The sequence below is a fragment of the Massiliimicrobium timonense genome, from assembly GCF_002160865.1.
Classification (GTDB): domain Bacteria; phylum Bacillota_I; class Bacilli_A; order Erysipelotrichales; family Coprobacillaceae; genus Allocoprobacillus.
Genome location: NZ_NFLJ01000034.1, coordinates 23,780 through 37,019, shown reverse-complemented (window position 1 = coordinate 37,019; position 13,240 = coordinate 23,780). Strand labels below are relative to the sequence as shown.

The following is a 13,240-nucleotide window of genomic DNA, read 5'->3' as shown; positions in this document are numbered from 1 at the left end:
TCACCCAATAAAAAAGAAGGAAATATAAGGAAAACAATACAAATTTATCAATTTTCATAAAAAAATAAAAGAAGTGGTAGATTTAATAAAAAATTCTACCACTTTGTCAACAGTCTGAAATGGATTAAAGATAACTCTTTAATCCATTTTTTCTCTCACAAATGAAATATAACGTGTTCCCTGAAAAGTAAGTTCACCAACATCATTTTCAGCCAACATACCATAGTCATTTCCTTTTAAAGCAAATTCCAGACGATTACCACTTTTGACTTCAAATGTAACATAATAAAAAGTTGTGGAATGAGCCATCATATTATCTCCATGTAAGTGACTAGAAACATCCATGCGTTTAGATACAACTTTGGCTTTGACAGTCAGTCTTGGCGACTGATTATTACGATGCCACTTGGATATTCCGTTGACAATCATAAAAAGAAATGTCCCAGCAATGATAAAAAAAACAATCATAAAAATCATATCAAAACTATTATTTTCTACGAAAATCATGCCTTTTCCCTCCCTACTGATATCATAACATAACCATGTGTATAAATGATGAATATCAAATTTTCATCTGATAAAAAATATTTTCAACTTCTGGAAATTTTTCTATTTAAAGAGAGTTTTCGTTATAATAGTTTTTGTATAAAAAGAGGAGGAAAAAAGATGATACACAAAACATTAAAACCATTTCCTAAAGATTTTCTTTGGGGAGCAAGTACTTCTGCTTATCAGGTAGAAGGTGCAAATTTAGAAGATGGAAAGGGTCCATCATGTCAAGACGTGAAAAAAGTACCAGAAGGAACTTCAGATTTAACAGTCTGTGCTGACCAATATCATCGTTATAAAGAAGATATTGCCTTAATGGCTGAAATGGGATTTAAAACTTATCGTTTCTCTATTGCATGGACAAGAATTTTGCCACAGGGAACTGGAGAAGTTAATCCTAAAGGAATTGAATATTATAATAATGTGATTAATGAATGTTTAAAATATGGTATTGAACCCTTAGTCACAATGTTCCACTTCGATATGCCTGCAGCCTTAGATGAAAGAGGAAGCTGGGGAAATAGAGAATCTGTTGACTGGTTTGTCAATTTTGCGAAAGTCATGTTTGAAAACTTTGGTGACAGAGTTAAATATTGGTTAACGATCAATGAACAAAACGTTTTAACTTTAAGTGGTCCTGTGATTGGAACACTACATTTACCAGAAGGATGCACAAATGAGTTAAAAGAAATTTATCAACAAAACCATCATATGTTAGTGGCTCAAGCCAAAGCGATGGCATTATGTCATGAAATGTTGCCAAATGCCAAAATTGGACCTGCACCAAACATTTCACTTGTTTATCCAGCCAGCTGTAAACCTGAAGATGTTTTAGCCGCACAAAAGTCACAATGTTCCACTTTGATATGCCTGCAGCCTTAGATGAAAGAGGAAGCTGGGGAAATAGAGAATCTGTTGACTGGTTTGTCAATTTTGCGAAAGTCATGTTTGAAAACTTTGGTGACAGAGTTAAATACTGGTTAACAATCAATGAACAAAATGTTTTAACTTTAAGTGGTCCTGTGATTGGAACTTTACATTTACCAGAAGGCTGTACAAATGAGTTAAAAGAAATTTATCAACAAAACCATCATATGTTAGTTGCTCAAGCCAAAGCGATGGCATTATGTCATGAAATGTTGCCAAATGCCAAAATTGGACCAGCACCAAATATCTCACTTGTTTATCCAGCCAGCTGTAAACCAGAAGATGTTTTGGCTGCGCAAAACTTCAACGCTATTAGAAACTGGTTATATTTAGATATGGCCGTTTATGGTGTTTACAACAACATTGTTTGGGCATGGTTAGAAGAAAATGATGCAACACCTGAATTTGCTGAAGGTGACGCAGAAGCTTTAAAAAATGGACATCCAGATTTCATTGGTTTCAACTACTACAATACTGCTACTTGCCAGTGGTCTGATGGGACAGAAGATTTATCTGGTGCTGCTGATCAACAGACTTCTAAAGGCATTACTGGAATGTATAAAGGATTTAGAAATCCAAACTTACCAACAACTGAATTCGGTTGGGAAATTGATCCTCAAGGATTTAGAGCAACGATTCGTGAAATGTATTCAAGATATCGTTTGCCATTATTAGTCACTGAAAATGGTTTAGGAGCTTATGATACATTAACAGAAGATGGAAAAGTTCATGATCAATATCGTATCAAATATTATCAAGATCATATCTCACAAGTTCGTTTAGCAATTAGCGATGGATGTGAAATGTTAGGATATTGTCCTTGGTCTGCTGTTGATTTAATTTCTACTCATGAAGGTATGGTTAAACGTTATGGATTTATTTATGTTGATAGAGATGAATTTGATTTAAAAACTTTAGATAGATATAGAAAAGATTCTTTCTATTGGTATAAAAAAGTCATTGCTTCTAATGGTGAAGATTTAAGTGATTAAACTTGTTGCAAAACAAGTTTTTCCTTATAGTCAAAAGCTTTAATTTTCTATATAATAAACATAAGGGAGGAATAAAAATGATACATAAAACATTAAAACCATTTCCTAAAGATTTTCTTTGGGGAGCAAGTACTTCTGCTTATCAGGTAGAAGGTGCAAATTTAGAAGATGGAAAAGGTCCATCATGTCAAGACGTTAAAAAAGTACCAGAAGGAACATCTGATTTAACAGTCTGTGCAGATCATTATCATCATTATAAAGAAGATATTGCTTTAATGGCTGAAATGGGATTCAAATCTTATCGTTTCTCTATTGCATGGACAAGAATTTTGCCACAGGGAACTGGAGAAGTCAATCCTAAAGGAATTGAATTCTACAACAATTTAATCAATGAATGTTTGAAATACAACATTGAACCTATTGTGACAATGTTCCACTTTGATATGCCTGCTGCCTTAGATCAAAGAGGTTCATGGTCAAACAGAGAATCTATTGACTGGTTTGTCAATTTTGCGAAAGTCATGTTTGAAAACTTTGGTGACAGAGTTAAATATTGGTTAACAATCAATGAACAAAATATGTTAACTTTGGTTGGTCCTGTCATTGGAACATTAACAATCCCTGAAGGATGTACAAATGAATTAAAAGAAATTTATCAACAAAATCATCATATGTTAGTGGCTCAAGCCAAAGCGATGGCATTATGCCATGAAATGTTACCAGGAGCTAAAATTGGACCTGCACCAAACATTTCACTTGTTTATCCTGCCAGCTGTAAACCTGAAGATGTTTTAGCTGCACAAAACTATAATGCCGTTAGAAACTGGCTATATTTAGATATGGCTGTTTATGGTGTTTACAATAATCTTGTATGGGCTTGGTTAGAAGAACATGATGCAACACCAGAATTTGGTGAAGGTGACGCAGAAGCATTGAAAAACGGACATCCAGATTTCATTGGATTCAACTACTACAATACAGCCACTTGCCAGTGGGAAGATGGAACAGTAGAATGTGATTCTGCTGCTGACCAGCAAACAGCTCGTGGTGAAACAGGTATGTTCAAAGGATTTAAAAATCCATATTTACCAACAACTGAATTTGGTTGGGAAATTGACCCTCAAGGATTTAGAGCCACTATTCGTGAAATGTATTCAAGATATCGTTTACCATTATTAGTCACTGAAAATGGTTTAGGAGCTTATGACACATTAACAGAAGATGGAAAAGTCCATGACCCATATCGTATTGAATATTTAAGAAAACATATTGAACAAATCAGACTTGCGATTAGTGATAGATGTGAAATGTTAGGTTATAATCCTTGGTCTGCTATTGATTTAATTTCTACTCATGAAGGTATGAAAAAACGTTATGGATTTATTTATGTTGATAGAGATGAATTTGATCTTAAAACTTTAAAACGTTATCGTAAAGATTCTTTCTATTGGTATAAAAAAGTCATTGCTTCTAATGGTGAAGATTTAAGTGATTAGAACTTGTCGAAAAAGACAAGTTCTTTTATAATGTTTTTGAGGTGTGCCATTCATGAAAAAAATCAAATATTTTATACCATCAATATTTTTAATGATTCTTATTTTTATGTTTTCTCATCAAACAGGAAGTGAATCATCTGGATTAAGTTCACAAATTGTTTTATGGATTCAAACATATTTACATATTCCCATTAGTGAATTTATAGTCAGAAAAGCCGCTCACATGAGCGAATATGCTCTTTTGACCTTGACATTGATTTATGGTTTTTATAAAAATCACTACCCTATCCAAAAAATCATGATTTACTCTCTTATAGGAACATTTTTATATGCATGTAGTGATGAAATGCACCAGCTATTTATTGGAGGTCGAGCCGGACAGTTTACAGATGTACTTATTGATACATGTGGTGGATGTCTTACGATTATTTTTTATGATGTATTAACAAAATTGAAATATAAACAAAGGAGATAACATATGCCTATTATTTATCATCAATCAAGCCAAACATTTCATCTTTATAATGATTCAATCAGTTATATTTTTAAAATTCTCAAAAATTATCAACTTGGTCAACTTTATTATGGAAAGCGTGTCCATGATAAAGAACAGTTTGACTATTTATTAGAACTATTCCCTCGTCCTATGTCACCCTGTCAATTTGAAGGTGATTTGACTTTCTCAATGGAACATATTAAACAAGAATATCCAACCTATGGTCATGGTGATATGCGTCATCCTGCGATTGATATCACTCAAGATAATGGCAGCCATTTACTAGAGTTACAATATCAAAATCATTGTATTTTCAAAGGCAAACCTTCTTTTGAGGGTTTACCTGCCACTTATATTGAAGATGAAAATGAAGCAACAACACTCATAATCACTTTATATGATCATGTTATTCAATGTCAGTGTCAGCTCAGTTATACAATCTATGAAAATAGACCCGTCATCACTCGCCACGTTAAAATTGAAAATCAAGGAACACATTCTTTGACTTTAAATCAAATCATGAGTATGTCTTTAGATTTGCCTGATTGTGATTTTGAAATGGTTGAATTAACTGGAGCATGGTCAAGAGAAAGACATGTCAAAACAAGGCAACTGGAACATGGCATTCAATCTATATACTCATTAAGAGGTCATTCCAGTCATCATTTTAATCCTTTTATCGCATTGAAAAGAAAAAATTGTGATGAATATCATGGTGAAGTCTATGCTTTTAGTTTTGTATACAGTGGAAACTTTTTAGCACAAGTTGAAGTTGATACTTATGATGTCACACGTATCATGATGGGTATTCATCCACTTGGTTTTTGTTGGACTTTAGCTCCCAATGAAAGCTTTCAGACACCAGAAGTCGTTATGGTTTATACTCCAAATGGATTAAATACAATGTCACAAACATATCATCAGCTCTATCAACAACGTTTAACAAGAGGTCTATATCGTGACCAAGTTAGACCTATTCTCATCAATAACTGGGAAGCCACTTATATGGATTTTAATGAAGATAAGATTTTGTCTATCGCAAAAACAGCAAAAGAATTAGGTATTGAACTCTTTGTCTTAGATGACGGATGGTTTGGAAATAGAAATCATGATCGTGCTGGTTTAGGTGACTGGTATCCCAATCTTGAAAAATTGCCTCATGGTATTCAAGGATTATCTCAAAAAATCAATGATTTAGGTATGCAATTTGGATTATGGATTGAACCAGAAATGGTCAATAAAGATTCCAATCTCTATCATTTACACCCACAATGGGTTTTACAGACACCCAATCGTACATTAAGTCATGGCCGTCATCAATATGTTTTAGATTTTTCTAATCCTGAAGTGGTTCAATACATTTATCAAATGTTATATAAAATTTTATCAACATCACACATTTCTTATATCAAATGGGATATGAATCGCAGTATGAGTGAAGTGTATTCTTCATGCCATGACCATGAACATCAAGGACGTGTCATGCATGAATATATTTTAGGTGTTTATCATCTTTATGATATGTTGACAACACAATTCCCACATATTTTATTTGAATCATGTGCCAGTGGTGGAGGAAGATTTGATCCTGGTATGTTGTATTATGCCCCACAATGCTGGGCCAGTGATAACAGTGATGCGATTGAACGATTAAAAATTCAATACGGTACATCTTATGTCTATCCTCTATCTTCCATTGGTTCTCATGTTTCAGCTATTCCTAATCATCAAGTTTTTAGAAATACACCTCTCCATACCAGAGCCAATGTTGCCTATTTTGGCACTTTTGGATATGAATTGGATTTAAATGAGCTTTCTTTAAAAGAACGTGAGGAAGTCATGCAAGAAGTTCAATTCATGAAAAAATATCGTTCTCTATTCCAGTTTGGCACATTCTATCGCTTGAGAAGTCCATTTGAAACAAATGAAACAATATGGATGGTTGTTTCCTCACAAAAAGATGTTGCGATTGTGGGATATTATCGTCCTTTACAACAAGTGAATGTTCAATATAATCGTGTGAAGCTGTTAGGACTAGACCCACACAAAAAATATCATGTGTCTATTCATGACATAGATTGTTATGGTGATGAATTAATGAATATTGGTTTATTACTTAGTGATTCATCAAGTGGTGAAAGCAAGGATCATGTCGGTGATTATGTATCACGTTTATATATTTTAAAAGCCAAATAAGTAAAAGGCTATAAAGAAATGATGCTCTTTATAGCCTTTTTCATTAAAGTTTCTTTTCCATTAAATATCTTCTCATACGTACACCACGTCTTTCCACAATCTGTTCCTGTAAAACAACATAGCCTTGTTTTTCAAAGAATCGCTGTGATGTCACAGAAGCCGCAGTATTCATAAAGCCAATGCCTTTTGCTTTGGCATATTTTTCTAATTGTTCAACAATTAAAGAAGCAATTCCTTGATGTAGATAATCCGGATGAACATACAGTCTATCTAAATATCCTGTTTCACCAACATCCCCAAAACCAATAATCTGTGATTCTTTTTCTACAACTAATGTATGATTTCGATTCAAAGATGCCTGCCAGCGATAAACATCAGGTTCCTTTGGTGCCCATGCATCCAATTGTTCCAATGTATAATCATTCACACAGACAGTATGAATATTATCATAAAATAATTTTAATACAGCCTCTAAATCACTTTGCTTATATAATCTCGTTTTCATCTACACCACCCCTTCAAAGCTATTTCCATTATAACATACTCTTTGCAAATAAGAAACATTTTCACTTATTTACCCTTTCATTTTGACAATATAAAAAATCAGCAAAAGCTGATTTTTAAATACCAAATAATAAATCCATATATGTTGGCATAGGCCAATATTTTTCATCAACACTGTTTTCAATAGAATCAACAATTTCTCTTAATGTATTCATTGTTGTTAAAACATCATCTCGCCATATTTTTGCAATCTCGAAAATATCATCTTGAACATGTTGTGCTCTTTCAATATGTTTTTCTAAAATCATCATTTGATTTTTCATTTGAGATAACAATGATGAAAGATTTTTAACATCATCAATCACATAATCACAACCGATATTTAATTCTTTCATATGCAAAGATGTTTGTGTTAATTGATTTAGATAAGATAAAGCGGCTGGATAGATTTCATTTCTTGCCATTTTTAAAGCCGTTAAAGCCTCTACCTGAATTGTTTTATTATAGTTTTCAAGCAAGATTTCATAACGTGCCTGAAGTTCAATTTCACTATAAATACCTAAACGTTTAAACATTTGAATGTTCTTTTCATCTTTTAAACATTCCATCGCATCCACTGTGTTTTTACGATTTGGAAGTCCTCTACGTTTTGCTTCTTCTTCCCATTCACGAGAGTAACCATCTCCATTGAAAATAATTCTTTGATGTTGAGATAAGAATGTTTTAATGACTTCCATTGGTTCTTGTCCCTGTTCAATCAAATCAGCCATTTCTTCCATTTCATAAGCCAAAATAGAATTTAAGACAGTATTAGGACCAGCAATGGATTGTGAAGAACCAACTGCTCTAAATTCAAATTTATTACCTGTAAAAGCAAAAGGAGATGTACGATTACGATCTGTATTATCTTTAGAAAAATCAGGAACAACAGAAACGCCTGTCTGGAATCTGGCTTTATCATTATTTTCTAATTCTTCTCCTTCAATAATCGCATGAATCAGTTTATCCAAATCTTCTCCTAAAAACATTGAGATAATGGCAGGTGGTGCTTCATTCGCTCCTAAACGATGATCATTACCAGCTGTCGCAGTTGACATACGTAATAAATCCGCAAACTCATCCACAGCTTTAATAGTACAAGCAAGAGCAGCTAAAAAAGGCAGATTTTCAATAGGATGAGGACCTGGATTAAACAAGTTCACTCCCGTATTTGTCACAACAGACCAGTTATCATGTTTTCCTGAACCATTGACTCCCGCAAATGGTTTTTCATGAAGCAGACATCTCAGTCCATGTTTTTTAGCAATATCCTGCATCAACAACATCAATAAATGATTATTATCTGTTGTAATATTGACATTACGATAAACACAAGCCACTTCATGTTGTGCTGGTGCAACTTCATTATGCTTTGTTTTTGATGGAATCCCATATTTCCACAATTCATGATCTAATTCTTTCATGAAAGCTGCTACTTTACGTTTTAAACTTCCAAAATAATGATCTTCCAGTTCTTGCCCTTTTGGTGCCATAGCCCCGAATAAAGTTCTTCCTGTCAACTTCAAATCCATACGTTTTTGATAAAATTCATCAGCCACCAAAAAATATTCCTGTTCACTTCCTACTGAAGCATCAACATGTGTCACACCTTCCATTCCAAGCATTGGTAATAAACGACATGAAGCTTTTGTTAAAGCATCTACTGATTTCAATAAAGGTGTTTTCTTATCAAGAGCTTCTCCTGTATAAGAACAAAATAATGTTGGAATATACAAACTTCCATCTTTTACAAAAGCTGGTGAAGTACAATCCCATGCTGTATAACCACGTGCTTCAAAAGTCGCACGTAATCCCCCACTTGGAAAAGATGAAGCATCTGGTTCCCCTTTTCTTAGTGTTTTTCCACTAAATTCTAAAATGGCTTTATTTCCATCAGGCTCTAAAAAAGCATCATGCTTTTCAGCTGTTAAACCTGTCATAGGCATAAACCAGTGTGTAAAATGAGTTGCTCCATTTTCTACAGCCCATATTTTCATCGCATTCGCAATCACAGTAGCTGTTTCTTTCGCTAGTGGCTCACCTTGATCTAATGCTTTATGAAAAGCCTTATATGTTGAATTTGGAATTCTTTCTCTCATCACATCATCGCTGAAAGTCAAACATCCATAATTTTCAAGTAACTTATTCATATCCATGAACAATACATCCCCCTTTTTTCAACCATTGTATCAATTTCTTATCATCATGTCTATATAAAATCTTAACACTCATCTATAAATTCAATCAAAATTTCATGAAATATTTTCATATTCTATTGTATTTTTCTTATTTCATATTATACTTATGAGGAGGTGAAATTTTATGTTTGGACAATTTAAGGCTCTTATTATTCACAGTCATCAAGATTTCAATAATCAAATCAAAGACTATTTAGAATCTAAAGACTATATTTGTCAACAAGTCATAACATATAAAAATTTAGAAAATTATTTTGAAAATCAGATTTATGATTGTGTCATCATTGAAGATAATTTTCCACGTATTCGTATTAGAGATTTTTTAGTTCAAATCAAATTACATGGTCAACCCATTGTTATTGTATTAAGTGATGCTCTTGCTCCTGATTATTTAGAATCTTTATTAAATGCAGGAGCTGATGATTACTTAACAGAACCTTTTGCACTCAAAGATTTAGATATTAAAATTCAATCTGTTTATAAAAATGGAATCTTAAAACCTAGACGTATCTATCGTTTCAAAGATATTGTCATGGATACAACAGCCAGAACATGTTCATGTCATGGAAAAGCACTGACACTGACTAAAAATGAATACAAGCTTTTATCTATTTTAATTGCTCATCCATACCAACCTTTTGGTGTGTCATATCTTTTTGAACAAGTATGGGGTTCTTCTACATATGAAGATGGGACATCTATTCCAGCTTTAATTAGTAATGTCATTATGAAATTACGATTGGCTAATAATGAACAGGAATATATTAAACGTTTTGGAAAAGATAGTTATAAAATGGCTTTTTAACAGATAAGTTTTGAGGAGTTCAAAGAAATGAACTCCTCTTTTTATGCTAACTCTTTAATGGCTTGAAAAGCATTAAAAATACAAGGAAAACCTAAATAAGGTAAACATTGAATCAATGCACTATAAAGTACTTCTAAAGAATTTCCTACTTTTATATTACCTAATGCATGAGCATAAAGCTGACCAGTTGCATTTAAGGCTGTCAAAATACAAAAAATCAATAATTCTCTTGTTTGAATATCCATTGCTTTTCTTGTATAACAATCTCCAAAACACCATTCTGTTAAAAATCTTGGTAATGCCTCACGAAATTCTTCTGGTAAATATTGATAACGTTCTTTAATTTCATCACCATATAATTCTTTTTGAATCGCAAGTCCTCGTTCATATCTTTCATCATCATTAAAATCACATTGAGGCTCTAAAGGTAATTCAATACCTCTTTGTTGGAGTACTTCATTAAAAACACCAATCGCATTCAAAGTTCTTGGATAGCCGATAAATGGTGCACATTGATAAAAAGCTTCTCTTAACTCTAAAGGTGTCACACCAACATTCAATGCAGCTTGAACATGAGCTTTGAGCTGTGGTAAAGTCTGTAAAACAGTTAAAACAGTGCAAGTTATCATTTCCCTTTGTTGATCTGTTAAACTTCCAATATCAAAGACTTCACCAAAAATCAATCTTTGTAATTGTGCCATAAACTCAGGATCATGCACATCCACTGTCAGTTCCTTTAAAAATAACTGTTCATACTTTTCTTGACTACGTTTTATTCGATTCATAAGCTTCACTCCTTCTTGTTATTGTTAATGATATTATAACATAAATTAGTTCAATTTCATAACATTATATAAGATGATATTACGCTGATTTTTGAACTGTTCAGTTATATAAGATTATATAAAATTACATTCTACTAGTAACAAGTTAGTAACAGTTAGAAATATCAGTTGCACCAATGATTTCATTTTTAGAATTCCCAAAAACAACACGGTTTTGTTTTACTTGAATGACTTTAAAAGATAATTTATAAACCCATGATGCATACTTTGTTTTAGTATTTAAATCCTTCGCACCGTTTTTAATTCTAACGCTTTGACCTTCTTTAATTGAAGATTTATCTTCGTTATTAATCTTGTCTTGTACTTCCTGGTAACGTGAACCTAAAACAGTTTTTCTAATTGGGTTATTTCCATATTTACCAGCTTTTACTTCATTAACAAGTGTATCAATACTAGCATTAGCAATATGATTGATTATACTTTGAACTTCATCATAACGTGTTCCTAATGCTGCTTTTCTGGCTTCACCATCACCGTATTTTTTCTGCATGACACCAGCAACTAAATCTAAAGTAGAACCAGAAGGTGTATTTACTGGTGTTTGTGTTGAAGTTTCACCAAATCCATTAAGTTTTGCATTTTTAATTGTTGTTTCATAATCATGATATGAAATATTTCTATCAAATCTCTTACCATTTAATGAATAATTTGATGTGAACTGATGCAATTTATAGGCATTTGATTTATCTGATTGTAATGTTCCATTATTTGTTCCCCAGTTGGCTACCCATTTGTCATAAGCACTTGAAACAGTTTTTAACTGATTATTAAACCAGCTTTCACTTGCATAGATACCAACATAATAATCCTTGCTTTCAATATATTCACAAAAAACATTACAAATAGATGCCAAGGTAGAATTTGATGGCATACCATTTTTCTTTTTATATCCGTCCGCGTCCTCCATATCAATAAAAACTGGATATTCAAATGTTTTCCCTTTGATGATTTCTAACATATTTTTAGCTTCTGTTTTTGCATGATCAGCATTTAAAGCGTAACTATACCAGTAAGCACCAACTTTTAAACCAGCACTTTTAGCAGCAGCATAATATTCATCAAATTTAGGGTCTTTAGTTCCGCTAACACCATATCCAGCCCTCAAAATAACAAATGTGTTTCCATTGTTTTTGATTGCATTAAAATCTAATGAACCGTTGTGTTTACTTAAATCTAATCCATATTCTTTCATTTTTGTATCTTCCTTTCTTATTTGATTGGTAATCTATGAATTTCTTCATTCATTCCCTTAACCATACCATTACCGCCTAAACCTTCATAAGCACTGTACATTTCAACCCAGTTATCAAGTGCATATGATGGAATTGATTTTTCCATCATGTAACGGTCATGATATTCAATTAATTTAACCCTTAGCAAACATTTAGTACCTTCACAGTTTGCATCACGTGATTTTTTCTGTTCTTTTAGAATCCATACGATATAGCCTAAAATAATAGGAAGGGAAATCGTATATGTTGTCATTAATAATTCTTTCATATAGTCACCCTTCCTAATTTTCTTTTGTATCTGTTAATTTATCTAATTTAATTTTTGTATATTCTTTGATTTCATCAAATGTTGACTGAACAATTTCAGCAATCATTGATTTTGTAATAATCTTATTAAATGGTGATGGAATCAATTTATATAATTCATTTACCACCCATTCAAAACGTTGACCGCCTTGTTTTGTTCCGTCAGCATATATTTCTTCTGCATCTTTGATAAAAACAATGGCTTTAGCTGAAATTTCAGTGATTTTCTTTTGTAAATTTACATTGCACTTGAAATAAATAGCTAATCCACCAAAAATAATCATTAAAACTGTTTTTATAATTTCAATCATATCCATTTTTATTTGCTCCTTTCTAAAAATAAAAAAGGCTTAAAAATAAGCCCTTTTTATTCTGCTAATTCTGGTACTTCCAAATCAATTAGCACTTCTTTCACCTGTTCTTTGATTTTGTCTGGAACTTGATCAAATGTTTTCTTTCCCTTGACAATCAAAGTTGCATAGATTACAGCCATTTCTTTCACCCCTTTCATGTGAAGTAGAATATATAGTAAAATTCTAATTATCATTAGAATCACTATCCAATAGTTCTTGAACCTGTTCCTTTAATTTCTCTGGAACATCATCAATTGTCTTTAAACCTTTGATGATCAATTCATAATAAACCTTTGCCATAG

The 13,240-nt window shown here is 32.5% G+C and carries 15 protein-coding genes; 6 read left to right on the top strand and 9 right to left on the bottom strand.

Features of this window, described 5'->3' with window-relative positions; translation table 11 throughout:
* Positions 1-138: 138 nt before the first annotated feature.
* On the bottom strand, positions 139-507 hold the full coding sequence (locus B5E75_RS11085) for a DUF2500 domain-containing protein (protein WP_087359222.1): 369 nt from the start codon (positions 505-507) through the stop codon (positions 139-141).
* A gap of 159 nt (positions 508-666) precedes the next feature.
* Between B5E75_RS11085 and B5E75_RS11080 the strand changes: the two genes are divergently transcribed.
* The 5 genes from B5E75_RS11080 to B5E75_RS11060 all read left to right on the top strand — a co-directional run bounded on the left by B5E75_RS11080 (position 667) and on the right by B5E75_RS11060 (position 6,656).
* The gene (locus tag B5E75_RS11080) at positions 667-1,431 is read left to right on the top strand and encodes a glycoside hydrolase family 1 protein (protein WP_241146663.1); all 765 of its coding nucleotides are present in this window, start codon (positions 667-669) and stop codon (positions 1,429-1,431) included.
* Entirely contained in the window at positions 1,416-2,468 is a 1,053-nt protein-coding gene (locus B5E75_RS11075) for a glycoside hydrolase family 1 protein (protein WP_241146662.1), read from the top strand. The genes B5E75_RS11080 and B5E75_RS11075 overlap by 16 nt, the downstream gene beginning before the upstream one ends.
* A 77-nt stretch (positions 2,469-2,545) precedes the next feature.
* Positions 2,546-3,964: a glycoside hydrolase family 1 protein gene (locus B5E75_RS11070; RefSeq protein WP_087359218.1), complete on the top strand. Its 1,419-nt coding sequence runs from the start codon at positions 2,546-2,548 to the stop codon at positions 3,962-3,964.
* 52 nt (positions 3,965-4,016) lie between these two features.
* Entirely contained in the window at positions 4,017-4,439 is a 423-nt protein-coding gene (locus B5E75_RS11065; protein WP_087359216.1) for a VanZ family protein, read from the top strand.
* 3 nt (positions 4,440-4,442) lie between these two features.
* Positions 4,443-6,656, top strand: coding sequence for an alpha-galactosidase (locus tag B5E75_RS11060; RefSeq protein WP_087359214.1), 2,214 nt, complete (start codon positions 4,443-4,445; stop codon positions 6,654-6,656).
* Between the two features lie 43 nt (positions 6,657-6,699).
* Here B5E75_RS11060 and B5E75_RS11055 read toward each other — a convergent pair whose 3' ends face one another.
* Entirely contained in the window at positions 6,700-7,161 is a 462-nt protein-coding gene (locus B5E75_RS11055) for a GNAT family N-acetyltransferase (RefSeq protein WP_087359212.1), read from the bottom strand.
* A gap of 115 nt (positions 7,162-7,276) precedes the next feature.
* On the bottom strand, positions 7,277-9,355 hold the full coding sequence (locus tag B5E75_RS11050) for a glutamine synthetase III family protein (RefSeq protein WP_087359210.1): 2,079 nt from the start codon (positions 9,353-9,355) through the stop codon (positions 7,277-7,279).
* Positions 9,356-9,521: 166 nt separating this feature from the next.
* On the opposite strand from B5E75_RS11050, the gene B5E75_RS11045 reads away from it, so the two are divergent.
* Complete coding sequence (locus B5E75_RS11045; protein ID WP_087359208.1) at positions 9,522-10,202, top strand: response regulator transcription factor; 681 nt, start codon at positions 9,522-9,524, stop codon at positions 10,200-10,202.
* A gap of 41 nt (positions 10,203-10,243) precedes the next feature.
* On the opposite strand, the gene B5E75_RS11040 is transcribed toward B5E75_RS11045, so the two are convergent.
* The 6 genes from B5E75_RS11040 to B5E75_RS14950 all read right to left on the bottom strand — a co-directional run bounded on the left by B5E75_RS11040 (position 10,244) and on the right by B5E75_RS14950 (position 13,238).
* A complete protein-coding gene (locus B5E75_RS11040; RefSeq protein ID WP_087359206.1) occupies positions 10,244-10,987 on the bottom strand; it encodes a carboxymuconolactone decarboxylase family protein in 744 nt (247 codons plus the stop codon).
* 145 nt (positions 10,988-11,132) lie between these two features.
* Positions 11,133-12,239, bottom strand: coding sequence for a GH25 family lysozyme (locus tag B5E75_RS11035; protein ID WP_087359204.1), 1,107 nt, complete (start codon positions 12,237-12,239; stop codon positions 11,133-11,135).
* A gap of 17 nt (positions 12,240-12,256) precedes the next feature.
* Complete coding sequence (locus B5E75_RS11030) at positions 12,257-12,547, bottom strand: hypothetical protein (protein WP_087359202.1); 291 nt, start codon at positions 12,545-12,547, stop codon at positions 12,257-12,259.
* Positions 12,548-12,560: 13 nt separating this feature from the next.
* Complete coding sequence (locus B5E75_RS11025) at positions 12,561-12,902, bottom strand: hypothetical protein (RefSeq protein ID WP_087359200.1); 342 nt, start codon at positions 12,900-12,902, stop codon at positions 12,561-12,563.
* Between the two features lie 50 nt (positions 12,903-12,952).
* Positions 12,953-13,078 (bottom strand): CD1375 family protein, encoded by a 126-nt coding sequence (locus B5E75_RS14955; protein ID WP_275086215.1) that lies wholly within the window; start codon positions 13,076-13,078, stop codon positions 12,953-12,955.
* A gap of 43 nt (positions 13,079-13,121) precedes the next feature.
* A complete protein-coding gene (locus B5E75_RS14950) occupies positions 13,122-13,238 on the bottom strand; it encodes a CD1375 family protein (protein WP_275086214.1) in 117 nt (38 codons plus the stop codon).
* Between the last annotated feature and the right edge of the window lie 2 nt (positions 13,239-13,240).

Coding starts and splice junctions, on each gene's coding strand:
- B5E75_RS11085 (WP_087359222.1), bottom strand. CDS start 507: ATGATTTTCGTAGAAAATAATAGTTTTGATATGATTTTTATGATTGTT.
- B5E75_RS11080 (WP_241146663.1), top strand. CDS start 667: ATGATACACAAAACATTAAAACCATTTCCTAAAGATTTTCTTTGGGGA.
- B5E75_RS11075 (WP_241146662.1), top strand. CDS start 1,416: ATGCCTGCAGCCTTAGATGAAAGAGGAAGCTGGGGAAATAGAGAATCT.
- B5E75_RS11070 (WP_087359218.1), top strand. CDS start 2,546: ATGATACATAAAACATTAAAACCATTTCCTAAAGATTTTCTTTGGGGA.
- B5E75_RS11065 (WP_087359216.1), top strand. CDS start 4,017: ATGAAAAAAATCAAATATTTTATACCATCAATATTTTTAATGATTCTT.
- B5E75_RS11060 (WP_087359214.1), top strand. CDS start 4,443: ATGCCTATTATTTATCATCAATCAAGCCAAACATTTCATCTTTATAAT.
- B5E75_RS11055 (WP_087359212.1), bottom strand. CDS start 7,161: ATGAAAACGAGATTATATAAGCAAAGTGATTTAGAGGCTGTATTAAAA.
- B5E75_RS11050 (WP_087359210.1), bottom strand. CDS start 9,355: ATGGATATGAATAAGTTACTTGAAAATTATGGATGTTTGACTTTCAGC.
- B5E75_RS11045 (WP_087359208.1), top strand. CDS start 9,522: ATGTTTGGACAATTTAAGGCTCTTATTATTCACAGTCATCAAGATTTC.
- B5E75_RS11040 (WP_087359206.1), bottom strand. CDS start 10,987: ATGAATCGAATAAAACGTAGTCAAGAAAAGTATGAACAGTTATTTTTA.
- B5E75_RS11035 (WP_087359204.1), bottom strand. CDS start 12,239: ATGAAAGAATATGGATTAGATTTAAGTAAACACAACGGTTCATTAGAT.
- B5E75_RS11030 (WP_087359202.1), bottom strand. CDS start 12,547: ATGAAAGAATTATTAATGACAACATATACGATTTCCCTTCCTATTATT.
- B5E75_RS11025 (WP_087359200.1), bottom strand. CDS start 12,902: ATGGATATGATTGAAATTATAAAAACAGTTTTAATGATTATTTTTGGT.
- B5E75_RS14955 (WP_275086215.1), bottom strand. CDS start 13,078: ATGGCTGTAATCTATGCAACTTTGATTGTCAAGGGAAAGAAAACATTT.
- B5E75_RS14950 (WP_275086214.1), bottom strand. CDS start 13,238: ATGGCAAAGGTTTATTATGAATTGATCATCAAAGGTTTAAAGACAATT.